Origin of the sequence: Chryseobacterium sp. CH21, from assembly GCF_004119445.1 — a bacterium.
Classification (GTDB): domain Bacteria; phylum Bacteroidota; class Bacteroidia; order Flavobacteriales; family Weeksellaceae; genus Chryseobacterium.
The window spans coordinates 14,143-38,098 of the sequence record NZ_QICI01000087.1 but is presented as its reverse complement, the minus strand read 5'-3'; the positions used below and the strand labels follow the sequence as shown (position 1 = coordinate 38,098).

Genomic DNA, 23,956 nt, shown 5'->3' with positions numbered 1-23,956 from the left:
AAACACGAATTATGAAAACTTTAATTAAAATACTCAGCATATTCATCTTTGCTTTTTGTCTGTTTTCATGCAATGAAGACCTTGTAGAACAGGCTCAAACAGGAACTTTAAAAGGAAAAGTAGTAAAAAGAGGCAGTAATGTGCCGATTCCTAATGTGAAAATTTTCACTAATCCTACGACACAGACGGTATTCAGTGGCACAGACGGCTCATTTGAAATCGCAGCCATGCCGGTGGGAAATTATTCTGTGAAAGCAGAAATTTCAGGATATATCACAAGCTTTCAGTCCGTTAATATACAAAATCAAAATCAGGTGGTAACGGCAGTTTTTGAGATGGATGATGATACTTCATTAAACTCTCCTCCCGCTACACCACAGTTGCTAAGTCCGATAGATAACGCAGTAAATCAACCTTTGAGCGTCGAATTAACCTGGAGCGCAACAGATCCGGATACAGCGGATGTTTTAAAATACAGTTTGACAATTAAAAATAATCTTGACACTAATGTGATTCAGGTTAATGATTTGACAGCTAACCACTATACGCTTTCAAATCTGAAGTTTGGTGTAAGTTACTTCTGGCAGGTGTCTGTTTCGGACGGCATTCACCAGCCAGTTTTAAGCTCAATCAGTAAATTTACCACCAATACTGTTCCCGCCAACAGGTATCATTATACCCAAAAGCAAAATGGAAACTTCGTTATCGTCTCAAGTGATGATCAGGGAAATAACTTCCAGTTTACCAATTCCTCCTACAACAGCTGGCGGCCACGTAAAAATAATAATGCAGGTCTTATAGCATTTCTTCGTACAGAAGGAGGAAGTACCCATATTTATACCGCTAATCCTGATGGTTCCAATCCTTTTAAAGTAACAACAGTTCCCGTAGCAGGCTTTAATAACTATGAAATGGATTTTGCCTGGAGTACCAATGGTAAGGAGCTTATTTACTCTAACTTTAATAAACTGTACAGAATCAATAAAGACGGAAGTGGTCTGAGTCTGGTGTATACCACTCCGGATGGAAGCTTAATTTCCGAATGCGACTGGAGCTATGATGGAAGTAAGATCGCATTGAAAACCAATGATTATAATGGATATAACACCAAAATTTATGTAATCGATATGACTGGAAGTGTTCTGAAAACCATATTGTCCGGTTCTGCCGGAGCGAGCGGTGGCTTGAATTTCTCCGTAGACGGACAGCTTCTTCTCTTTACCCGTGATATTTCAGGATATCTGGATGGAAGTGGAAATTATCGCCAGCTGGATTCCCACATCTTTATCTATAATATGGTTACCGACGTTGTAAGTGATATTTCTGCTGAAAGCGAAAAAGTGATGGGAACCAATGATCTTGACCCAAGGTTCTCACCTAATAATGCTCAGATCATTTTTATGAATACTTCCAATGATAATATTTCGCAAAGAAATGTAATGGTAATTGACCTATCGAGTAGTCTGACAGATCTTACACGTACTACACTTTTCAGTAACGGAGAAATGCCGGATTATGAATAAGATTCAAGATTCAAAGTTTAATGTTTTTAGTTTAATGTTGTTTATAATTTTCATTGACATTTAATTTAATGATGGACTTTACCTGAGAAATGATGATTACTACTATAAAGTCCAGGTTTTAAGGTCAAAGTTCCAGTGGTGAACAGGAGATTGGGAATTCGGGTAGTATGCAAATGAAATAATAAGGTCTAAGCAATATAATTTTTTAGTTGCCCGGTTTTCAATCTCTTTTATTTCACTTCCAGCCTTAAAATAAAGTTTATTAATGAGTTGTCTGTACTATTCTGAGTCACAAGACCAAACGCAGACAAAAAAATTCCAAACTTTACAGTTTGGAATTTTTTGTCTGCGTTGTTCATGGAAGAATTTCAGTCGATGATATGATTCTCTATAGCATATTTTACAATTCCGACTGAGTTTTTTGCATTGAGTTTCAAAAGAATTCTTTTTCGATGTGTTTCTACCGTATTGATGCTTATAAAAAGTTTTTCAGAGATATCTTTACTACTGTTTCCGTCGCATATGAGTTTTAGGATTTCCATTTCGCGGCGGGTAAGAGGTTCCCTGATATGAGGATTGGGTTTTTCCTGTTCACTGCTGATAAAGCTGATCATTTTTTCTTTTGCATGATCACAGATGTAGATCTCATTAAGGAGTAAAATATTGATGGATTTCAGGAATTCATCATACGTACAGTTTTTGTCAAGATAACCTTTGATGCCTTTATTGAAGAGTTTCCGGATGTCAATCACATCATAAGAACTGCCTATGATAATGATTTTCATATTTTGATGTTCAGAAATAATATTTTCTGTAAGCTTGCAGAGTTCCGTCAGCATAAGCATATTGGAACTCATGATTAGCATTTCCGGAGGTTGATCTTTTAAACGTTTGGTGAGGGGTTCTAAAGAATTACAAATGTCAATGGTACTAAAAATATTACTTTGTGAAAGTAGTCTTGATAATCCCTCTGTATACAGCATGGGTTCATCAAAAATAGTCAATCTTGGTTTCATCATGGTCTGTTTTATTTATATAAAAATAGGAAAAAAACTTTACATTTTGAATAAAATTGATAAATATTTTCAAACTATTGTGTTTTTATTGATGGTAAATTGTTATTTTTATTGATTATTCATTAAATAATTCTCTTTTTGTGGAGTTTTTTGGAGTTATTGCTGTTAAAACGTAATGTTAATCACTGTTTTTGAAGTTTAATTTGAAATGTGGTATTATATAATTAACGTGGTAGGGATATGCTTTACCGGAAAATTAACTGAGTTGGCAATGAAACAAAATTCGTTGGCTTTATGATGAAGCTGTTCTGCTTTTTCCTTCATAGATTCCTCTGAAACAGTTACTGTAGGATGTAAAGTTACTTCTGTAAAATGTCCGCTTCCGTTGGTTGTCTCTGTCATAATGCCCGTTGCTTCATCCCTGTAATCCGTTACAATAATGCCTGCTTCGGAACAAAAATGCAGATACCAGAGCATATGACAAGAGGAAAGTGAAGATAATAGCATGTCTTCCGGATTGTACTTCGTTTTATCACCACGGAACGCCGGATCAGACGACCCTTCAATAACAGTTTTATTTTCTGCTGAAATAGTATGGTTTCTTTCGTATTCTCTATAACTACTTGTTCCGGTTCCCTGGTTTCCTGTCCATTGAACGGTGATTTTGTAATGGTGATTTTTCATATTTTAAAGATAAAAGATAAAAGATAAAAGATAAAAGATGTTTCCTTAAATGTCTAAATACAGTAAGAGTGGGTTTTGTTCATTTAACAAAAAAATATCCATCGGTTTTAGGTTTCAGTCAAAACTTAAATTGTAAATCATATTCTATAGTTATAAATGCAAATTAAAAAAACCTTCGGTTATACCGAAGGTTTTAAATTTTTTAATTAGAGAATTCTATCAATTCTTCTTTTTTGGCATTGTAGATTTTGTATTCTAAGTATTTAAAAGAATCTCTGGGAACAATGGTTACCCATTTTTTGTATTTGATAAACCATTTCATCTGGATACTTTTAATGCCTTTTGTAAGGTAGGCTTCCACAAATGGGTGTACATGCAGATAGATTTTTCCTTTTTCTTTCTGCAAGATGTTTCTTAAGGTTTCACCCATTCTTTCCACGATAACAATTGGAGCTACAATTTCTCCGTCTTTATTCGGGTTTTCTTCTTTGGTATCGATCTGTTTTTCCGGACGGTTTCTTTGTCTGGTGATCTGGATCAGACCAAATTTACTAGGAGGAAGGATTTTGTGGCGTGCTTTGTCGCGCTTCATTTCCTCTTTCAGATGCTCATAAAGATCTCTTCTGTGATCAGAATTCGGCATATCTATGAAATCGATAACAATGATACCTCCCATATCGCGGAGGCGAAGTTGTCTTGCAATTTCAGTAGCAGCCATTTTGTTCACTTTCAGTGCATGCTCTTTGTTGACAGCAGCTCCGGTAGTAATATTGTTACCAGAGTTCACGTCAACTACGTGAAGTGCTTCTGTGTGTTCAATAACAAGATAGGCTCCTTTGGAGCTTGGAATGTTAACGTGTTTTCCGAAGCTCTGTTTAAGCTGTTTTTCAACATTGTAATATTCCAGAAGTGGAATATGGGAATCATAAAACTGGACAATGTTTTTCTTTTCAGGGGCTATTACTTCCACGTAATTTGTCATTTCGTTGACCATTTGCTCATCATCGCAGATGATATTCACGAAATCCTGATTAAAATTGTCTCTTAAAATAGCTGAAGCTTTGTCTTCTTCGCTTAAAACTTTAGACGGAACTTTATTTCTCTGGATGTTCTTAAAAGTGCTTTCCCATTTTGAACCAGCTGGTTCATGTCATTATGAAGATCTGCTACTTTTTTTCCTTCGGCTACAGTTCTGATAATTACTCCGAAACCTTCAGGCTTAATGCTGTCGATAAGAGTTCTCAGTCTTTCTTTTTCCTCAGTACTTCTGATTTTTTTGGAAATAGAAACTTTATTGTCGAAAGGAATTAAAACCAGGAAACGCCCTGTTAATGAAATCTGGGTAGAAATTCTGGGGCCTTTTGTAGAAATTGGTTCTTTTGTAATTTGTAACAGAACCAGGTCATCTTTGGCGATTACTTTATCTACCGTTCCGTTTTTGTCTATTTCGGGTTGTATCTCGAAATTTTTTAAGCTCGAAGTGCTTTGTTTTTTAGAAATAGTATCCTTTAAAAACTTTCTGTACGTAAGATACTGGGGTCCCAGGTCCTGATAATGCAGAAAGGCATCCTTCTCGTATCCGATATTAACGAATGCAGCATTCAGATTGGGTGCAAGTTTTTTTACTTTTCCTATAAACAGATCTCCAACTATAAAATCGCTTTTGTCCTCTTGTTCATGAAGTTCACATAGTCTTCCGTCTTCCAGCAGTGCAATCTTTGTAAGATCATCTTCATGCGAAACTATTAGTTCTTTCTTCATTTTTTATTAAGATAAAATTGTTAAGATTATAGGAAGTGGATGTTTTTCTTGATTAATTCATCTATTAAATATAAGGATTTTGAATGAAAACCATTATATGTTTATTAAAATAATATTGGAAACCTTCCGCTTTCCGAGGAATCTTATAGTTGCAAACAAAAATATAGTTAGTGAACTTTAAGAATTTAAATCCACCAACTATATTATTATATTGTAAATCTCGAGAAAAAGAGATTATTTTTTCTTATGTCTGTTTGCTCTTCTTCTTTTCTTTCTTTTGTGAGTAGCAACCTTGTGTCTTTTTCTTTTCTTTCCGCTTGGCATAATTTTAATTTTTTAGTAACTAGTTAATATTCAGTTAATGTTCTTATTTTACTGCAACTTTAGTTTTTACTTTCTCTACAAAAGATTTTGAAGGTTTGAAAGCAGGAATGTTATGAGCAGGAATCTCAATTGCAGTGTTCTTAGAAATATTTCTTCCTGTTTTAGCAGCTCTTGTTTTAATGATAAAAGATCCAAAACCTCTTAGATAAACGTTATCCCCATTATACATAGAAGTTCTAATCTCCTGCATAAAAGCTTCTACAACTTTCTGTGTTTCATTCTTTTCTGTTCCCAACTTATTTGAGATGGTGTTTACCAATTCTGCCTTTGTCATTTCCTTATTTTAATTTTAAATTTTAGGTGTGCAAATTTAGTTAAAAAAATTGAATACTAGCAAATTAGTGGCAAAATATTTTTATTCAAATCGTTGAGCTTTTAATGTGTACGCTGTATTAAGGTACTCCTTTGATAATTTAACAATAAAATAATGTAACGGGATAAAGATACAAAAAAATAATGAACAAAATTTAATAAATGTCAATGGAAATGGGCTCTGGAGGGGTTTGTTACTTTGATTTAAAAAAAATAATAGTATCTAATTTATCCCCAGGGTCATCAAAAATGTAAGATGAAAAATAAAGAAATTAAAAGTTTATAAACTGGAATTGTAATATCCGTTTTCTACACAGAAACGGATCAGATGAAGTTTAGTTTTTAGCCCAAGCTTTTCTGTAAGCCTGTTGATATAAGTATCAATAGTTCTGGTGCTCAAGTTGAGTTTTTCTGCAATTTCTTTATTACTGAAACCTTCATAGCAGAATCTCATCAGCTGTATTTCAGCTGGTGAAAGCTCTTCCTGTCCTTTTTTCTGCCTGTCCATATATTCCTGTACAGCAAGTGGCTGCTGTTCCCATTCTTTAGAATAGGCATGATAATCAAAATCATCGGAGGCAATGCTTCCTTTAATAATATCTTTTATAATGGTGCTCTTCTTTTGACAGTAATAGATATTAGGAATTTTGGAAAGAATTTCTGCCATATCCTCCTGGTAGGTACCGGAATAAGTGATAATAGGCGTTTCTGCATTGTTTTTTCTGATGTATTTAATGGCTTCAATTCCGCTTAATACCGGCATAAAGAGTTCTATAATGAACACATCTTCCTGTCTTCTGTAGATTCTGTTAACAAGCTCGTGCCCGTTGTTACAGTCATTCAGAAGCATATAGAAAGGATTTTCCATCAGTGTTTTGATCATTATTTTTTTAAAATAAAAATCACTGTCAGCAATAGAAAAACGTACGGTATTAGATAATATTTTACTCATTCTTAATATCGATTTGGCGAATGATATTCAAAATTTAGAGGTCTAATTTATGAAAAACTTATCAAAGAGGAAATTAATATTAATTTAATCCGGGTTTCCCGAAACAGGCCTGGGGAAATTACGTATTGCGCATAAATTTTTTTTTTTATATTTTCACAGGCCAAACAAATCGCAAATTATGTCTTCTAACAGGGAAAAAAAATTAAACAAATCTGACGTCAGAATTGGCATTTGGAAGTTTATTCTGTCTTTTGTCGTTTTGTCGGTTGTATCTTTTTCGTGTTTATTTCTCTTCTTTAAGAGTTATGATATACAACGGGAAGGGATCAGCCGTGAAGCTGAAGCCTATAAAGAACTGATGCTTCGAAGTGACGTACTGAGAGATCACATTGATGATATTTATGACAAAATGAACCAGCTTAGTATCAATAAGGTGGAGAATGATGTATTCCTCAGAACCAGTATTATGGATAACGTGAGAGATGCTAAAAATATTATGGGTAAAGACAGTGCCCAAAGTTTTAAGCATTATGCTATACTGATGAAGCAGATTGTACCGATGATGACTTTAAAAGCCAAGATCATCGAAGTAGAATACCAGAAGAAAACCGTTTTAAGGGATCTGGATGAATGTATGGGTAAAATAAAAGTCACTAACAATGAGCTTAGAAAAGACCCTACGAGAAATTTCACAGGAAGTAAAAGAAGAAGATAAAAAAGAAAAGAAATGCAAGGACAAATCACACTATCTAAGAAAGAAAGGCATTATCAGTTTTTTATTTAATACTGATGCTTGTGACGGCAATGTTGTTTCTGGGAATCATCTTTTTAAAAGGATTTGTATCTCCTTTTTCTGATGAAGATGTAAGAGGAATTCAGAATCTGGAGCAGAAAGCTGAATTTGAACAGCATCAAAAAGTGGTGATACCTATCATGGACAGTACTTATGCCATGATCACCAAGCTTACCAATGATGGTCCACAGCCTTTTGTAGAAAATAATATTCAGTTGGGCGTTAATGACCTTAACAGCTATTTTAATGGGACTGATGTAGTAGACATCCGAAAAGATGCCTATCCTCAGATCGCCAAATTCTATAAAATGTATTTTGATGACAAAAAAGTAATTTCAACAACCTCAGAAGACATTAAAATTTTCCAGAAACAGGTAGATGAATGCAGAATCGGATTTAAAGATAAGCAGAATAAGCTTTATCAGCGTGAGCAGGATCTGAAAGCCAGAATGCAGTAAGCAAGAAATACTAGGAACTTTACATAAAACACATCACAATTACTAACTATGAATTATTTTCAAAAGAACAAAAAGAACATTATTATCGGTGTAGTAGCAACGCTGCTTATTGCGGCACTGGTTGCACTATGGCTGCAGAAAAAGGTAATTCATTCTGCGGATGATATTGTGGGGGTGGTTTATCCGTCTTCACTGGCGGTAGGAGACACGCTTTTATTCGAAGATAAGACCCAATTTGCAAAAACCAAAAGATGGAATTTCGGAGACGGTACAACTTCAGACAAAAACAGCGGGATTCACTTTTATAATAAACCGGGATACTATCAGGTAAGTTTGATCGTTGACAATAAGTACACGAAATCTTTCCCTGTAATGGTAAGCGCAAGAAGCGTTCAGAAAGCAAAAGATACAGCAAAAGCTACCACTACTATTGAGGCGGCTTCTCAGGCAATGCAAAATGAAAATGTACCTTTCCGTGCCGTTTCTGAAGCAAAACAGTTTGCATGGAAATTCGGAGAAACTGGAAATACAGATTCTAAAGATAAGTTTACATTCTATTCTTATAAAAAACCTGGAGATTATATAGTAACTCTATATACTGAAGAAACACAGGAGCCTATCTACCACCGCATCAAAATTCTTCCTGCCTATGATGCTCTTGCAGAAGAGGAAGTATCGGTAGAAGATTCTTATGCAAAAGTAGATAACGATTTCAAATATCACCTGCAGCAGATTGCTAACGGAAACAGTTTCAATATGCATTACAATTATCTGTTGAAAACCTATCTGTGTAACAATGAAAATACGGTTGTAAAGGTGAATGACAGCAAAGTGAATAACTTCTACATGTACTGTGCCGGTCTGCAGTTTGACAAAAATACAGTGATTCAGACAGTAAAAGTAAATTTGGATGATACGCAGAATTGTGTTACCAAAGTAGAAATCAATCAAAGCAAATAATATCATCCGGTTTACGGATGCGCCAATCATTAAAGATAAAATAGGATGAAAAATAAATTTCCTCTAGCAGCATATTATATAGGGTTATCAGTATTATTGACGAGTTGCCAGGTAAAACTGCCGTCAAAGAAAACCCCGGAGCCTTCACAATACGGTCAGGTGGATGCTTCCCCTGTCGTAAACGGTTATCCTAAAAAGTCAGTTCCATGGATTGTTATTTCAGACAGATCCAGAAATACGGCTTATTTGGATAAAGATGATGAGAAATCTTATAAAGAAGTGAAGTTTCTTGAACCTTTAATGGTTTTAAAGCATAGAGACGGAATGGTAAAGGTAGCAGAATATGTACCTGATGCTTTAATGAAAAAAGTTTCGTCAAAATCTATCAAAACATATGGATGGATTCAGGAATCGGACCTTCTTCTTTGGAACAATGCCCTGAGAAGCGAAAAGACAGGATATCCTGTAAGAGTAGCCGTAGTACCTAACAACAGTGAAGTAATCAGAAGCGCTGAAAGATACTACAAAAATGACTCTATTATGGTGTTCAACTCACCAAGTCTTATTGAAGCTGCCAATGTAAAAATTCCAAACGGACAAATTGTTTATGTCTATAAACAGGCAGAAAATAACAAACGATTTTTAGTAGGTAAAAAACCTTCCATTGATATAGACAGCATTGGTAAAGGACTGTACGGATGGGTAAGTTCCAACGTAATTTCCAGCTGGGGAGAACGTTCGGCTATCAAATTAAAAAATACCACAGGAATCAATGATTCTGCTCTGGGAATCCATGAAGGACATCCGGGTGGTTCTGCTTCAGATGCAGAAAATAAAACAGCCATTCTTCTTACTGATGTTAACAAAAGAACACCGCTGGAGAATATCTTCCCGGTAAACCTTCCATTAGAAGAAGCACCTACTCTGGATACCAAGACAAAATATTTTACCAACATTTTAGATTACAGCAAAAACTTTGTATCTAATGTTTTGGGTGAACCTATTTATTTTGACCGTTACAGAGAAATTACAGAAAAAGATAAAAATATCAATATCGTTTTTGCATTAGACGTAAGTGCAGCCAATGCGCCTTATGCACCTATCGTAAAATCATTATTGCAGGATCTTCAGCTTAGATTTGAGAAGCCATCTTATTTCAGCAATGTTAAATACGGAGTGGTTTTATACAAAAACAACTCTTGCGGGAACAATGTTTCTGTATCGAACCTAAGTTCAGATTACAGCAAGATCACAATGTTTATTGATCAGAAGACGAATGAAATGAACTGCGCAAGCAATAATGGTTATCAACCGGTAGGAGAGGCTCTTACTGCTGCCGGAAACCTTCTTTCCAACGTTGCAGATGAAACCAATATTGTGGTTACAGTAGGTACCTCTGCTAATCAAAGTGGCAATATGTACAGTGTAATCAGTTCATTAACGCAGGCTCAGGCGAGACTGATCATGTTCCAAACCAGTGCAAGATCATCAGATAACTACAATGATTATGTATTGATGGCAGAAAATATTGTGACCAATACAGCCAAAAATATTGCAGAACTTAAAAAACAAAAGATCATCAATCAAAATGATGTTTTGACCAAGAATAATTTCAGTTTGGTAGAAGGTGATGAAGGGTTTTTCTCATTAGCTTACCCTAAGCAGAGTATGTCTCAGGGATTCGTTATTTTCCCTAAAAAAGGGGATATTACTACTCCGGGATTCCTGAAAAAATCTGTAGACAGTCTTATTTCCCAGGTTACATTAGATAATCAGACTATTGATAGATCACTGAATGAATATTTCCATTCCTCGGTAGGAGCAGGAAGAACTGATGTGGATTTAAAATATAAATATCTGTATCCGGGACTTACCAATCCGGTTTCTGCAGGAATTGCTGCACAGCTGATCAATTACGGAAGTCCGTTCCTTGTAAAAGGATACATTCCAAAAGATCTGAAAGATTTCACACCAGGAATAGAAAAAGGAATTCTTATTTCTGAATCGGAATATGATAACCTGAAAGCTTTCTACACCGAGGTATACAAAAATACTCAGGCAGATCGCCCGGATTTTAATCAGGCAAGAGCTGTAAAAGAATATGTGAAACTCCTGAAGAAATACAATCCAACCATAAAATTCTTAGATAAAGGAGCGCTTTACGAGTTACCAATGTCTTACGCTATTGGTATGAGTACAGGATTTGATCTTTCCGAGGAAGAATTAATGGCTAAATATAAACTGAAAGGCTGGAAAAAATCTAAAATCGTTCCTAATGAGACGGTAAAAAATTATTTCCACCACTATAAAAATTTAGCAGACAGATTACTGGCCAACAGAAATAACCCTGCAGTAAAGATTCAGCAGAACGGGCAGACTTTCTACTGGCTTAATGAATACTTTACACCATCAAGAATTCCGACAGAACAACCGGAATATACCAAACATTAAGAAATTCATTTTTATAATATCAAAAAGCAGAAGTACACACTTCTGCTTTTTTTGTAATATCCCAAACCCCTCAATCCCCAAAAGCAAACCCTCTAACTTTTACCTCTGAATCTTTTCATTATTTCTCATCATAGTGTAAAAATATTTTTTGTCTTAAAAAAGGGATTTAATTTAAATTGCTGTATTGATGGGTGTTGTGATTCGGTGTGTAAATCTACTGTCGTAGAATTACGACATGAAATCGTAGAACTACTACAATTTCTCAGATTTGTATTGAAAAGTTTTTTTTAGCGGAAAAGAGCCTCTATATTTGTTCTACAATCACCGAATCACAAAATATTACTAACGATTAAAATTTATTAATCATGGCCGAAAGAAATTCAAGAGGAATCTTAAAATTCAACAATGGCGAAGGACAAAAGCTGTTAAAAATGAACTACAGCGTATCCAGATCTACAGACGTTTCAGGACGTGTAGCATCAGACCCTTCTAACGCACTCATCAAGGTTACAGTAGAAGCTACTGAAAAATCTGATATCCTGGAAAGCTTGTTAAATGGTAAATACAAGCCAACAGTAGGAGAAATTACATTCAATAAGTCACACGAAGAAGGAACACTGATTACTTTGAACTGGCAGAACGGATATGTAATTCAGCATCAGGTAGATTTTGATGCAATAGACAGCAACAGTATGCTGATCAGTTTCGTCATAAGTGCTGAAACAATTGGTTACGGTACTTCTGAGTATGCGGGACTTTGGCCAACAAGCTAATATTTATACACATTATCAACATTCATAAGAAAAAGACTGTCCCTATTGAAGGCGGTCTTTTTTTGCCTGAATGAAAAACTAATACAAGAGAATTTTATTGTATAGCCTGTTTATATAATGACTGTTATATAAAATAGTGTTATCTTTCAATACCAAACACAAACACAAATCATATGAAAACCGAATCAAAGACAAAAGGATCTTCCTTCCGTCCATCACAGAATGCAGACGGAATATCCGAGAATCATCATGCAGGGATCAACCGGCTGGTAAAATTGTCACTGGTTGTGGAGGGAAAAATTATTAAATACTATAAACATTTCACTCTTAAACAAAAAGCAAGTCATCATCATGAATTCAGTCTTACTCTTGCCCATGATGCCTTGGGTGACAGACAAAGTCATACCCTTGAAGAAGCCAATAAATTTTTAGGAAAACGTCTCACTGCCGTTATTTCTTACAAGGATATTGAGAAAAGTCCTGAAAGAAATTTTGTAGGAATCATTACCAAAGTAGGGTTCAGTCAGGAAAAAATGAGTCTTGGAAATATCGTACTTTCCGGATACAGTCCCACAATTTTGCTGGATGGTGCTCCTCATATCCAGAGCTTTGGAGGGGGACAGCCTGTTAATATGGGAATTATTGCTGAAGAAGTAATCAAACAAGGAATTGATAAAGAAAGGTTCGATATAAGAGTAGATACAAATGATTATTCACAAATCATTTACAGCAGTCAATATAACGAAACCCATTACAATTATCTGGCGAGAATGGCAGAAGCATATGGCGAACAATTTTATTATGATGGTGAAGTATTGCATTTCGGGAAGCTTCCGCCACAGAATAAGCCTATAAAACTGTTTTATGGAAGCAATGCCGATCATGTAAGGGTAGAACTGAAAGCTGTACATACCAAACCTCAATATTATGGCTACAACAGCAGTAAAAATGAAAAACTGACTTCAGGAGAAACTCCGGTAAATCATTTAAGTGATCTTGCCCATACGGCATATAGTCATAACGATAAAATATATAAAACTCCGGCACTTCAGATGGCCCCGATTAAAGCCACCACTCATCTGGATATAGAGCATTCGCAAAGAAGTACATCAGGAAGTGAAGCTGTCAGTGTGTTTTCAGTTTCCGGATCTACAAGCGTTCCTTTTCTGCATCCGGGATGTATTGTTGATATTCATATGAGAAAACCGGATAGCAATGAAACGTCATACTTTACAAAGGTAATGGTAACAGAAACTGTCCATGAAATTGATACCATCGGACACTATACAGGAACTTTTGAATCTATTGCAGCAGACACTGGTTTTCTTCCAAAACCTGAATTTACAGTACCGGCTGCACAGCCCCAGATTGCAACTGTAATTTCTAATACAGATCCGGAAGGTCAGGGAAGAGTTCAGGTAAGATTCGACTGGCAGATGAATGATACCACGCATTTTGTAAGAGTAATGAGCCCTGATGCCGGGGGAACAGATCAGATTACCCAAAACCGAGGGTATGTAGCCATTCCTGAAATAGGAGATCAGGTAATGGTTAATTTCGTACACAGTCATCCGGACAGACCTTTCGTGATGGGAGGAATGTTTCATGGTGGAATAGGGCTTGGTGGAGGAGCGGACAACCGTGTGAAATCTATTCAAACAAGAAGCGGCCACAGAATCGTTTTCACAGAAGATGAAAGCATTATTATTACAGATAAGAGCGGTAATGAAATTCATCTGGATACCACAGGAAGTAATATTAATATCACAGCACCGGAAACAATGACCCTGAACTGTAAGAATATGAATATCAATGTGGGGGAGAATATGACGACGACGGTGGGAATGAATAAGTCTGATAGTATAGGACTAAATAACACAGAATCTGTTGGAGCGATGAAATTGACATCAGTAATTGGAAATGCAAGTACTTTTATTACAGGAAAATTAACAGAGATTATTGAAGGAGATGTACATAGTGAAACAAAAAAAGGGAAAACAGTGATTAATAGTGAGGAAGGGATTGAAACAAGTACCAATGCTTCTATCAATAAACATGCAAAAAGTAATATTGATAATAGGAGTGGTGAAAAAGGAAAAGCTCATTAATTATATAAACAATTAAGATGAGTAGGATAAGAATTGTAAAAGGAAAAATATATGAGGCTGTTGAAGGAAATCTTAGTTATTATTCTGAAACAGATATTATAGAAAACGCAAGTATCATATATAGTGAAAATAGTGATACCGAAATTCTTTATGGAGGGAATCCTGAAAAACCTCCTATGGCTGAAATCAATATTGTGGCAGATGCAGTAGTACATTTTCGCCCCATGAGAAATTGGAAGGGAAAAGAATATGGATTTGATTGGATGCGTATAAAGGATACAGGTTTATTTGGTGATGACTTATATTCAGATTTAGTAGGAACATATGATAAATATCCATCAGCCGACCCTTCTGCAAGATTTACTACCTCATCTACTTTATTTACAGATCTTAAAAGAGAGTATAGCAATCCTGTTTATAGCATACCCTGGCTATTGAAGGATAGAAAACCCACTAATTATTATCCTTCTTGGGTATGTGTTGAAAAAAATAAAAAAATCAAGCTATCTTTAAAAGTACATATAAAAGATAAGGAGAAACTTCCGACAGAATTGGTAATTGCTTACGATAAAACATTATGTGAGATTACGACAAGTTTGGGGCAGGGTATTGAAAATGAAAAAAGCGATCCAACAAAAAATACACATTATGCAAAAATTGTAATCAAAAAAAATGAGAATTATAAATTAGAAGATGAAATAGAATTGAAAGTAATAAAAGATATTACCACTTCTGAAATTTTAAAAGTTTTTTGTGATGGGAAGGAGGCTGGTTATTTAAAGTTATATAATAACAAAGTGAAAAAGCTAAATGTAGTGTGTGTTAAAGTCACTACAGATAATGGAACGGGAAGTATTAAAGGAAAATTTGAGCTGGAAAATTATTTGAAGCAATCATTAATTAAAATCAATATTGTAGAAAAGGATTTAGATATTACTAAAAATAGTGATGGTTCTTCAAATACAGATTTATCACTTCCATCGATTAGTAATGGAAGTGGAGTTAATGTTGCTGGAAATATTAGAGGTAAATCACTATATGATTATCTAGATGAAAAACTGAAAGTAGGCTATCCACATTTGGGAAGTGATGGTAAAGCAGATGGAACAGGTATATATGATAAGTTTCTAAGGCTTTATTTTTTTTCTGAAACAGCCTACTTGATTCATAATGGAACAACAATAGGAGTAGGTGGAATTGGAACTCCTATAGGTGCTGGACGAGGAACTATGTTTTCAGGAATAACAGACGCTGATGTAGCTCATGAGGCGATGCATGCTATTGCATTAGGTCATTCATTTGGGACACAAGAGAGCATATCTGCAATAACACCTTACCTTTTTAAATATAAAAAGACAGAAAACGTTATGGATTATGCTCATTTAGATAGTAAAGATAAATATTCCACCTGGAAGTGGCAGTGGGATAAATTGAGAAATTTTAATTTATTAACAGAATGAAAAGACTACATTTTTTTCTGATATTATGGTTTAGTTTTAGTCAGTGTCAATCACAATCTAATCTTAGTAAAAATGAAATTATGAATTTAATAGATTCTTCCAATGAGAAGTTTGACCTGAACCTTTTGAAAAAATCAGATCAAAAATATGATAAACCAGAATATTTTAGTTATGAATCTCTTAAAATGATTAAAACTGATGGGACAGAAGAGCTTATTTCAGGAAATTATTTGGGAATTAAAAAGAAAATTATACCAACAAAAGGATGGTTTAATATTCAAAAAGAATACTATCCAAATGGTAATATAAAGCTAAAAAGAATTTATAATAAAACCTCCAAAGGAGATTATGGGCTAATGTATGAGTTTGATGAATATGGGAAGCTAACTAAAACAACTAATTTTGATGAAGGCTGGAAGACTTCTTTTGAAGCTGTTACAGAAATTGCAAAAGAATATATTCAAAAATATAATTATAAAATTGATGTCTCAGCAAATGCTGTAATTAATACTGATCCACAGTGGAACAAACAATATGTGAAAATATGGAGAAAAGAAAATGATGGAAAAAAATATTGGCAGATTGGCCTGAATAAAGGTCATGATGATAATCCTGATGATAAAAAATGTGAACGTGTTGTAATTCTGATGGATGACAGTTCTGGAAAAGTTTTAAAAAACGAACATTATTTTGACTGGTATAATCGCTTTTTTAAGGAATTATAAATAAAGTTGAGATTTTGATTGAAGTGAACTTAAAAAAATATAATCCATTTATTATGAGTAGTGTAAATATAGAAAAACTATTTGTAGTATTCTTTTTGGGTCTTTTTCTACAGTGCCAATCTCAGGAATTAAAAGAGACAATGATTCCAAAAATTAGTAATGAATTTGAGAAGATTACTATACAGAACTTTAAGAAAAAAAAAGATGACAGATGTATTGAGACTCCAGAAGCAATAAAAGAAACTTTTTCTGCTTCTAAAACTGGATATAGAGTAAGCATTTATCATGGAGATACTTTTTATAAATTAGACAAATCCTATTATAAAAATGGTTACATAAAAAATAAATCACTCTCATTTAACATGGGGTCATCGGTAGGTATATTATATCATTTTGATAAATCTGGTAGGCTCATAAAAGAAGAAAACACTGATGAAGGCTATAATTTCAAACCTGAAAATATTATTACATACTGTGAAAAAAATAAAATTGATTTGCCCAAAGGTTACCATGATTCAGGTTATCAGACCAGAGTCTTAAAACAGGATTTTGAAGGCAAAAAAGTATGGAGGATTTCTCATCAGATTGCGGGTGATAAAATAGAAGAAATCATTCTGGATGGTAAAACCGGAAAAGAGCTTCAAAAGAAAACAGTACCTTTTTATAACCCATAATTCTATTGAAAATAAAAAAGAAGAATAATGAGATATTTTAAAATAAATATTTTGTTAAATCAGGAATAATGAGAATATACACCCAATTAATATACTGTTTCTTTCTATGCTTTATATCCTATCAATGCGATGCACAAAAAGAAACCTTGAATAAAAATAAATATGCTATACCTATAGACTCAATAGCTGAAGCATTAAACATTCATAACCCCAGATTGTTAGAGACTAAAAAAGCACAAGGTCTTGCTGAACCATATTCTTCTAGGTTTGATGTTGATATGACTGAAGTACTAGGTGATGGTAGTACACAAACAACTATCGGAACCGTAGGATTGAGTTATAGTCAAAGAACATTATTATTGAAAGGGTGGTTTGACTTTTATAAAGAATACTATCCAAATGGTAATATAAAGCTAAAAAGAATTTATAATAAAACCTTCAAAGGAGATTATGGGCTAATGTATGAGTTTGATGAACATGGGAAGCTAACTAAAACAACTAATTTTGATGAAGGTTGGAAGACTTCTTTTGAAGCCGTTACAGAAATTGCAAAAAAATATATTCAAAAATATAATTATAAAATTGATGTTTCAGCAAATGCTGTAATTAATACTGATCAACAGTGGAGCAAACAATATGTGAAAATATGGAGAAAAGAAAATGATGGAAAAAAATATTGGCAGATTGGCCTGAATAAAGGTCATGATGATAATCCTGATGATAAAAAATGTGAACGAGTTGTAATTCTCGTAGATGACAGTTCTGGAAAAGTTTTAAAAAATGAACATTATTTTGACTGGTATAATCGCTTTTTTAAGGAATTATAAATGAATTGTAGAAAAAAACTGTTGTAACCCATAATCATATTGAATATAGATAAAGAAAAATAAACTAAGTAACCTCGAAACATTCATGAACAAAATCACTGATCATCTGAAATACCTTTCCAAACTGTCTGCAGTCTTCATCATCAATATATTGAAAATCTATGCTATTGGAGCCATTTCTACCATTATTGTACTCATCCTGGGAATCTATATTTTATCAGAAAAGCTGGGACCGTCTTTAGGACACAGTGGTGCTGGAGGATTTTTGATAACTACTATTACTGCTAAACCTCTTTCAGCAAGCCTTTTCTATCTGCTGATTATTATTGCTCCGTTTTTTACATTTGTTTTTGCCACAAAATATGCGATGTCTGTAGTCATTAATAAACTGCTGCAGGATCATTCAAAAACCATTGTAGTTCCTTTTATTGATAAAGTGATATCAGTATTTAAAGCGAAGCAGCCAACAGTAATCCGGACGAGTGCAGATTTTGCAATAGCTAAAGTAAAACTCCTGAATGAGTTTAAAAACAGTTCAGAAAACAAAATACTCAAAAAAATAATAGGATATGCCCTCAGTAAAATAAAATTTGATGAACTGAATCTTGGAGATGAAAACGTAGACTTCTCCGAAATTATTAAAAAGACCTTGATTGAGAAATTATACGAATTGGCAGAACCTTCAGCCATGTTATTCTATATCTACATAGGACTTCAATGGTTCAGTTTAATTTTATTGTATTTTTTGAATATTTAATGTAAAATAGAGGGTAGAGCAACAATTTGGGCGCAAATGAATGCTTTGAAATCATGCTTAAAAGTAAAAAAAAGCGGTTGCTACTTCTCTAATTGAAGAATTAACTATCTTTATATCATTTAGAATAAAATAGTTAATTTTAGCTACACGAAAAAAATAAGTTTTGATTCCCTGATAAAAGGATAAAAAACGGAAATTAAAATCATCAAATCTGAAGACACTAAAACAGAACGCAAATATATTAATATAAGAAAATTATAAATGGGAGTACTAGTAACCAACGAAACCGTAAAGCAGCTATTTCATATTGCTCAGTCGATAGCGAAAGAAAACTATAATGGAACTTATGGAGGGCCGCACATTCTGCAGGCTCTTATGCATAAAGATATCGGACTCAATGAATTCCTGAAAAGTATAGATAAAGATCCCGGATATTTCTACGAATGGGCAGACGTCCGTATTGAAGAATACCCAAAAACAAACCACCTTCCCGATGAGGTAGGGCAGGATGATGCCATAGATACCCTAATCGAAGAAGCTGATGATATCCGTTTAAAATTAGGATTGGATGAGATTACTCCTATCTGTATCCTTACAGCTATTGTAAAACCACAGGTGGTATTCTCACTTCAACAGTTGAAGTCACTTCCGTTGAGAGAGCATGAAATATTCAACCTGTACAGAAAAGATACACCCTTTACCGTTTCTGAAGATGGTGATTTTTCATCCTTATTTTCAAATAACGGTTCAGACTATTCAGACAATTCATTTCCTTCCATTAAAAGCTATTGTGTAGACAGAACGGCACAGGCAAGAAAGGGCGAAATTGAAAATATTATTGGTAGAGATAAAGAACTGAGAATGCTCGTAGAAATTCTTTGCCGAAGAAGCAAACCGAATGTTATCATCATCGGAGAGCCAGGAGTTGGAAAAACAGCTTTGGTAGAAGGATTTGCTACAGAAATCATCAAAGGAAATGTCCCTGAAATGCTTAAAAACGGGACCCTTTTAGAACTGGATACCGGAGCACTATTAGCAGGAACCTCTTATAAAGGGGAAATTGAAGACCGCCTGAAAAAAGTAATCAATGAATGCAAGAAAATTGAAAAAGCCATTCTTTTCATTGACGAAATTCATACCCTTTTAGACCCGAAAGGAAGCATCGGAAACGTTGCTAATCTTTTGAAACCTGAGCTTGCCAGAGGTGAAATTACCGTAATCGGAGCTACAACTCAGGAAGAATACAGAAAAATTATAGAACCGGAACAGGCTTTCAACCGTCGTTTTGAAGTTTTGACTGTCCTTGAACCGGATGAAAAGACGTGCGTGAAAATGATAGATGTACTCCTTGAAGGCTACAAAAAACACCACGGTATCGAAGTAGAAAAAACGGCTCTTCCGGAATGTGTACGTTTAGCAAAAAGATATGCAAAAGGTAAAAAATTACCGGATGCTGCCATTGATTTACTAGACAGAACAATGGCCGCCATCAAAATGCTTGATGAGTTATCAGAAAAAGAATTAAATAGCTGGAAAGAAAGCTACGATGCAATCTTAACCGAAGAATTTGCGGACAGCAAAGATAAAGCTGATGAACTGATCTGGACTTACAACTTGTTAAGAGACAAAATAAGCCCGATCCTATGGGGTTCATTAAGTGAGCAGCCTGCGATTGACAATTCTATGCCGGTAGATCAGATTCAGAAAATCATTGAAGATACTTACGAAGAACTTTTACAGCATGCCGCAAAGAAAAGAGAAAAAGTAGACAGATTGGAACTGGCAGCCGTAATGGCCGCTAAAACCAATATCCCAATCGGGAAAATCCAGGCTCAGGAAAAAGAAAAACTTCTGAATATGGAATCTCTTCTACTAAATAGAGTTGTAGGACAGGATCACGCATTAAAAATCCTTTCCGATGCTATTGTTGAAAACCGAAGCGGATTGAATAAACCCGGACAGCCCATCGGATCTTTCTTCCTTCTGGGACCTACCGGAACCGGTAAAACAGAGTTGGCAAAATCAATGGCAGAATTACTTTTCAACGATGAAAAAGCGATGGTACGCTTTGATATGTCAGAATTCAAAGAAGAACATTCTGCAGCATTGCTATACGGAGCGCCTCCGGGATATGTAGGATACGAAGAAGGAGGTATGCTTGTTAATAAAATCAGACAACAGCCTTATACCGTTGTTTTATTTGACGAAATTGAAAAAGCCCATCATTCTGTCTTTGACGTATTCCTTCAGATTATGGACGAAGGAAAAGTACATGATAAACTAGGTAAAGAGGGAGACTTCAGCAATGCATTGATCCTGTTTACCTCCAACATTGGAAGTGAGGAAATTGTAAAACAGTTTGAAGAAGGAAAAATTCCGGAATCATCTTCACTGATGCAGATTATGTCAAATTCCGGACGATTCAGACCCGAATTCTTAGCGAGAATTACAGAGATTATTCCTTTTGCCCCGATTACAGAATCCATTGCAGAAAGAATCTTTAATATTCAATTGAAATCCCTTCATACTTCATTAACCAGATTAGGAATTGCCCTTAAAATAAGTGATGATGCAGTAAGAAATCTGGCATTAGGTGGATTCAGCAGTAAGTATGGAGCAAGACAGATCTCAGGAGTAATTCGTGCACAGCTTGCAAGGCCTATTTCCAAAATGATCGTTAGAGAAGAAGTAAAATCCGGCCAGACCATTCATGTAGATTGGAATAAAGAAGAAGATAAAATTAGCTGGAAAGTAGATTAATGATGAAGCAAAAGGGCAGATCTGTAAATTTGTCTTTTTCCTCACAAATAAAATTATAATGAAAATAATTGTCAGAAATATCTTTACAGGTTTTCTATTATTAGGATCCGTTATCTTGGTAAACGGGCAGTTTCTTGCTGCTTCCGACACCTCGGAAAGCAGCGTGAAAAAGTATAAAGGTATCATTAATGCCAATAAAGATCTGGTAGAATTTATCGAACAGCTGCTTCTTCAGAAAGGGCTTCCCAAGCATTTGAGAAACCTGGCACTCATAGAATCCCATTTTGATAGAAATATTACTTCAGGAGCTGGCGCAGTGGGAGTCTGGCAGTTTATGACGGCGCATGCCAACCAGTACGGACTTACAGAACAGGGACGTACCGATCTTTATAAAAGCACAAAAACAGCTGCTATTTCTTTAAGTAATCTGTATAAAAAATATAATAACTGGGTAACAGTAGTAGCTGCTTATAACTGTGGTGAAGGAAATATTGCCAAAGCGATGCAGGCTTCAGGTTCGTCTCAATACCACGAATTTTCCAAATACCTTCCCTTAGAAACCATTAATCATGTAAAGAAATACCTGAATGCATGCTATGCTACAGGAGAACTTCAGAGTGTATTAAATAACTACAATTCATCAAGAATCAATAAAGTTTTCTTTGAAGGAGACCGAAAAACAACTCAGGCCGCTCTTTCCGAAACAGAGATCAATGCCGGTTTCAGCTTAAAAGTTGTAGCAGATGAGCTGAATATAGACGTAGATAAAATCCTTGTCTGGAATCCCGGAATTGTAGAAGAACTGCAGAAAAAAGGGGAAAGCTCTTTCTATCTGCCTGTTGATCTCATGCCTGATTTTCTGCTTAGAAAAAACAAGATATTGGTTCGTTCTATAAAAGAAGGAGCAAATACCCAGACTCAACAGTAACATAATCTCAGATTAAAAATAAAAATGGCAATCAGGTTTTAGCTGGTTGCCATTTTATTTTTATGAAAATGTATCTGTTAAATAAAGCCAATTTTATATTAAAAAAATCTTAATATTTCTCATTCGTGTGGGAAATTATTATTTTTCTTATTCTTTTTCAGAAAGTTGAAATCCTTTATCAATCATGTTTTCAATAAGTTTGTTAAATCCATTGTCGTAGAATTACGACAAGAAATCGTAGAACTACTACAATTTTTCAGATTTCCATCCAAAAGCTTTTTTTAGCGAAAAAGAGCCTCTATCTTTGTTCTACAATCACCGAATCACAAAATATTAACGATCAAAATTTACAATCATGGCAGAAAGAAATTCAAGAGGAATCTTAAAATTCAATAATGGCGAAGGACAGAAACTGTTAAAAATGAACTACAGTGTATCCAGATCTACAGACGTATCAGGACGTGTAGCATCAGATCCTTCCAATGCATTGATCAAAGTAACAGTAGAAGCTACTGAAAAATCAGACATCCTTGAAAGCTTGTTAAATGGTAAATACAAGCCAACAGTAGGAGAAATCACGTTCAACAAATCTCATGAAGAAGGAACATTGATTACTTTAAAATGGGAGAACGGATATGTGATTCAGCATGAAGTAGACTTCGATGCAATTGACAGCAACAGTATGCTGATCAGCTTCGTAATAAGTGCTGAAACTATCGATTACGGTACTTCTCAGTTCGCTGGGCTATGGCCTTCAGCAGGTAAATAAGCCTATTCATCATCTTAGTAAAAATAAAATTGGTACAGAACAGTACACTCATCCGAGTATACTGTTCTGTTTTTTATATATAATCTCAACCTGTGCAATTGAATCATGAAAAATTGGTAATTTTTTGCTTTCTTTTTATAATGATTTTTACTATGTTATTTCTCTTTTTGGTGTAATAAATGGGTGGTTTTTATGAATTAGCATAAGTATTTAAAATATTTATTTATAATATGTTATGCTATATTTTAAATCTTTTGTCGTAGAATTACGACATGAAATCGTAGAACTACTACACTTTTTCAGATTTCCATTCAAATGCTTTTTTTCAAAAACAAGGGGGGTATCTTTGTTATATAATTATTGAAATAACAATTTATTACTAACGATTAAAATTTACAATCATGGCAGAAAGAAACTCAAGAGGAATCTTAAAATTCAACAACGGTGAAGGACAGAAACTGTTAAAAATGAACTACAGTGTATCCAGATCTACAGACGTATCAGGACGTGTAGCATCAGATCCTTCCAACGCATTAATCAAGGTTACAGTAGAAGCTACTGAAAAGTCAGACATTCTTGAAAGCTTACTAAACGGTAAATATAAGCCAACGGTAGGTGAAATCACATTCAACAAATCTCACGAAGAAGGAACATTGATCACTTTGAAATGGGAAAACGGATATGTAATCCAGCATGAAGTAGACTTCGATGCAGTAGACAGCAACAGTATGCTGATCAGCTTCGTAGTAAGTGCAGAGACTATCGACTACGGTACTTCTCAGTTCGCTGGACTATGGCCTTCAGCAGGTAAATAATCCAATACAACTTAAATAAAAAAAGAAACAGTATGCCTTTTGGTATACTGTTTTGTTTTTATAAAA

20 protein-coding genes and 1 pseudogene are annotated in these 23,956 nt (G+C 34.7%); 16 read left to right on the top strand and 5 right to left on the bottom strand.

Annotated elements, in window-relative coordinates; all coding sequences use genetic code 11:
- The first annotated feature begins 11 nt into the window (after positions 1–11).
- Positions 12–1,523 carry a carboxypeptidase-like regulatory domain-containing protein gene (locus BOQ62_RS18070; RefSeq protein ID WP_129041696.1) on the top strand — a complete coding sequence of 504 codons (1,512 nt, stop codon included), beginning with the start codon at positions 12–14 and terminating at the stop codon, positions 1,521–1,523.
- A gap of 368 nt (positions 1,524–1,891) precedes the next feature.
- Here BOQ62_RS18070 and BOQ62_RS18065 read toward each other — a convergent pair whose 3' ends face one another.
- The 5 genes and pseudogenes from BOQ62_RS18065 to BOQ62_RS18045 form a co-directional block, all read right to left on the bottom strand.
- Positions 1,892–2,542, bottom strand: a complete 651-nt coding sequence (locus tag BOQ62_RS18065) for a response regulator transcription factor (protein ID WP_228414302.1) — start codon at positions 2,540–2,542, stop codon at positions 1,892–1,894.
- Between the two features lie 213 nt (positions 2,543–2,755).
- The gene (locus BOQ62_RS18060) at positions 2,756–3,223 is read right to left on the bottom strand and encodes an OsmC family protein (protein WP_129041695.1); all 468 of its coding nucleotides are present in this window, start codon (positions 3,221–3,223) and stop codon (positions 2,756–2,758) included.
- Positions 3,224–3,425: 202 nt separating this feature from the next.
- Positions 3,426–4,984: pseudogene (locus BOQ62_RS18055) on the bottom strand (Rne/Rng family ribonuclease).
- A gap of 367 nt (positions 4,985–5,351) precedes the next feature.
- Positions 5,352–5,642 carry an HU family DNA-binding protein gene (locus BOQ62_RS18050; RefSeq protein WP_002984212.1) on the bottom strand — a complete coding sequence of 97 codons (291 nt, stop codon included), beginning with the start codon at positions 5,640–5,642 and terminating at the stop codon, positions 5,352–5,354.
- A 318-nt stretch (positions 5,643–5,960) separates the two neighbouring features.
- Positions 5,961–6,632, bottom strand: a complete 672-nt coding sequence (locus tag BOQ62_RS18045; RefSeq protein ID WP_129041693.1) for a response regulator transcription factor — start codon at positions 6,630–6,632, stop codon at positions 5,961–5,963.
- Positions 6,633–6,810: 178 nt separating this feature from the next.
- On the opposite strand from BOQ62_RS18045, the gene tssO reads away from it, so the two are divergent.
- From tssO to tssD (BOQ62_RS17970), 15 genes are all read left to right on the top strand, one after another.
- Positions 6,811–7,347, top strand: coding sequence for a type VI secretion system TssO (tssO, locus tag BOQ62_RS18040; protein ID WP_129041691.1), 537 nt, complete (start codon positions 6,811–6,813; stop codon positions 7,345–7,347).
- 74 nt (positions 7,348–7,421) lie between these two features.
- Entirely contained in the window at positions 7,422–7,883 is a 462-nt protein-coding gene (locus tag BOQ62_RS18035) for a type VI secretion system transmembrane protein TssO (RefSeq protein ID WP_262708357.1), read from the top strand.
- Positions 7,884–7,931: 48 nt separating this feature from the next.
- Complete coding sequence (locus tag BOQ62_RS18030) at positions 7,932–8,843, top strand: PKD domain-containing protein (RefSeq protein WP_129041689.1); 912 nt, start codon at positions 7,932–7,934, stop codon at positions 8,841–8,843.
- Between the two features lie 45 nt (positions 8,844–8,888).
- A complete protein-coding gene (gene tssR, locus BOQ62_RS18025) occupies positions 8,889–11,294 on the top strand; it encodes a type VI secretion system protein TssR domain-containing protein (RefSeq protein ID WP_129041687.1) in 2,406 nt (801 codons plus the stop codon).
- A 365-nt stretch (positions 11,295–11,659) separates the two neighbouring features.
- Positions 11,660–12,067: a type VI secretion system tube protein TssD gene (tssD, locus tag BOQ62_RS18020; protein WP_123945643.1), complete on the top strand. Its 408-nt coding sequence runs from the start codon at positions 11,660–11,662 to the stop codon at positions 12,065–12,067.
- A 173-nt stretch (positions 12,068–12,240) separates the two neighbouring features.
- Complete coding sequence (locus BOQ62_RS18015) at positions 12,241–14,175, top strand: type VI secretion system Vgr family protein (RefSeq protein WP_129041685.1); 1,935 nt, start codon at positions 12,241–12,243, stop codon at positions 14,173–14,175.
- A gap of 17 nt (positions 14,176–14,192) precedes the next feature.
- Positions 14,193–15,635 carry a hypothetical protein gene (locus tag BOQ62_RS18010; protein ID WP_129041683.1) on the top strand — a complete coding sequence of 481 codons (1,443 nt, stop codon included), beginning with the start codon at positions 14,193–14,195 and terminating at the stop codon, positions 15,633–15,635.
- 125 nt (positions 15,636–15,760) lie between these two features.
- Positions 15,761–16,360 (top strand): hypothetical protein, encoded by a 600-nt coding sequence (locus tag BOQ62_RS18005; protein ID WP_129041681.1) that lies wholly within the window; start codon positions 15,761–15,763, stop codon positions 16,358–16,360.
- 53 nt (positions 16,361–16,413) lie between these two features.
- Entirely contained in the window at positions 16,414–17,034 is a 621-nt protein-coding gene (locus BOQ62_RS18000) for a hypothetical protein (RefSeq protein ID WP_228414300.1), read from the top strand.
- Between the two features lie 146 nt (positions 17,035–17,180).
- Entirely contained in the window at positions 17,181–17,861 is a 681-nt protein-coding gene (locus BOQ62_RS17995) for a hypothetical protein (RefSeq protein ID WP_129041679.1), read from the top strand.
- A gap of 85 nt (positions 17,862–17,946) precedes the next feature.
- Positions 17,947–18,618 carry a hypothetical protein gene (locus tag BOQ62_RS17990; RefSeq protein ID WP_129041677.1) on the top strand — a complete coding sequence of 224 codons (672 nt, stop codon included), beginning with the start codon at positions 17,947–17,949 and terminating at the stop codon, positions 18,616–18,618.
- Between the two features lie 261 nt (positions 18,619–18,879).
- Positions 18,880–21,378 carry an ATP-dependent Clp protease ATP-binding subunit gene (locus BOQ62_RS17985; protein WP_129041675.1) on the top strand — a complete coding sequence of 833 codons (2,499 nt, stop codon included), beginning with the start codon at positions 18,880–18,882 and terminating at the stop codon, positions 21,376–21,378.
- A gap of 58 nt (positions 21,379–21,436) precedes the next feature.
- Positions 21,437–22,306, top strand: a complete 870-nt coding sequence (locus tag BOQ62_RS17980; protein ID WP_129041673.1) for a lytic transglycosylase domain-containing protein — start codon at positions 21,437–21,439, stop codon at positions 22,304–22,306.
- Positions 22,307–22,661: 355 nt separating this feature from the next.
- Positions 22,662–23,075: a type VI secretion system tube protein TssD gene (gene tssD / locus BOQ62_RS17975; RefSeq protein ID WP_129041672.1), complete on the top strand. Its 414-nt coding sequence runs from the start codon at positions 22,662–22,664 to the stop codon at positions 23,073–23,075.
- A 401-nt stretch (positions 23,076–23,476) separates the two neighbouring features.
- A complete protein-coding gene (gene tssD, locus BOQ62_RS17970; RefSeq protein WP_129041670.1) occupies positions 23,477–23,890 on the top strand; it encodes a type VI secretion system tube protein TssD in 414 nt (137 codons plus the stop codon).
- Positions 23,891–23,956 lie beyond the last annotated feature (66 nt).

Coding starts and splice junctions, on each gene's coding strand:
- BOQ62_RS18070 (WP_129041696.1), top strand. CDS start 12: ATGAAAACTTTAATTAAAATACTCAGCATATTCATCTTTGCTTTTTGT.
- BOQ62_RS18065 (WP_228414302.1), bottom strand. CDS start 2,542: ATGATGAAACCAAGATTGACTATTTTTGATGAACCCATGCTGTATACA.
- BOQ62_RS18060 (WP_129041695.1), bottom strand. CDS start 3,223: ATGAAAAATCACCATTACAAAATCACCGTTCAATGGACAGGAAACCAG.
- BOQ62_RS18050 (WP_002984212.1), bottom strand. CDS start 5,642: ATGACAAAGGCAGAATTGGTAAACACCATCTCAAATAAGTTGGGAACA.
- BOQ62_RS18045 (WP_129041693.1), bottom strand. CDS start 6,632: ATGAGTAAAATATTATCTAATACCGTACGTTTTTCTATTGCTGACAGT.
- tssO (WP_129041691.1), top strand. CDS start 6,811: ATGTCTTCTAACAGGGAAAAAAAATTAAACAAATCTGACGTCAGAATT.
- BOQ62_RS18035 (WP_262708357.1), top strand. CDS start 7,422: ATGCTTGTGACGGCAATGTTGTTTCTGGGAATCATCTTTTTAAAAGGA.
- BOQ62_RS18030 (WP_129041689.1), top strand. CDS start 7,932: ATGAATTATTTTCAAAAGAACAAAAAGAACATTATTATCGGTGTAGTA.
- tssR (WP_129041687.1), top strand. CDS start 8,889: ATGAAAAATAAATTTCCTCTAGCAGCATATTATATAGGGTTATCAGTA.
- tssD (WP_123945643.1), top strand. CDS start 11,660: ATGGCCGAAAGAAATTCAAGAGGAATCTTAAAATTCAACAATGGCGAA.
- BOQ62_RS18015 (WP_129041685.1), top strand. CDS start 12,241: ATGAAAACCGAATCAAAGACAAAAGGATCTTCCTTCCGTCCATCACAG.
- BOQ62_RS18010 (WP_129041683.1), top strand. CDS start 14,193: ATGAGTAGGATAAGAATTGTAAAAGGAAAAATATATGAGGCTGTTGAA.
- BOQ62_RS18000 (WP_228414300.1), top strand. CDS start 16,414: ATGAGTAGTGTAAATATAGAAAAACTATTTGTAGTATTCTTTTTGGGT.
- BOQ62_RS17990 (WP_129041677.1), top strand. CDS start 17,947: ATGAACAAAATCACTGATCATCTGAAATACCTTTCCAAACTGTCTGCA.
- BOQ62_RS17985 (WP_129041675.1), top strand. CDS start 18,880: ATGGGAGTACTAGTAACCAACGAAACCGTAAAGCAGCTATTTCATATT.
- BOQ62_RS17980 (WP_129041673.1), top strand. CDS start 21,437: ATGAAAATAATTGTCAGAAATATCTTTACAGGTTTTCTATTATTAGGA.
- tssD (WP_129041672.1), top strand. CDS start 22,662: ATGGCAGAAAGAAATTCAAGAGGAATCTTAAAATTCAATAATGGCGAA.
- tssD (WP_129041670.1), top strand. CDS start 23,477: ATGGCAGAAAGAAACTCAAGAGGAATCTTAAAATTCAACAACGGTGAA.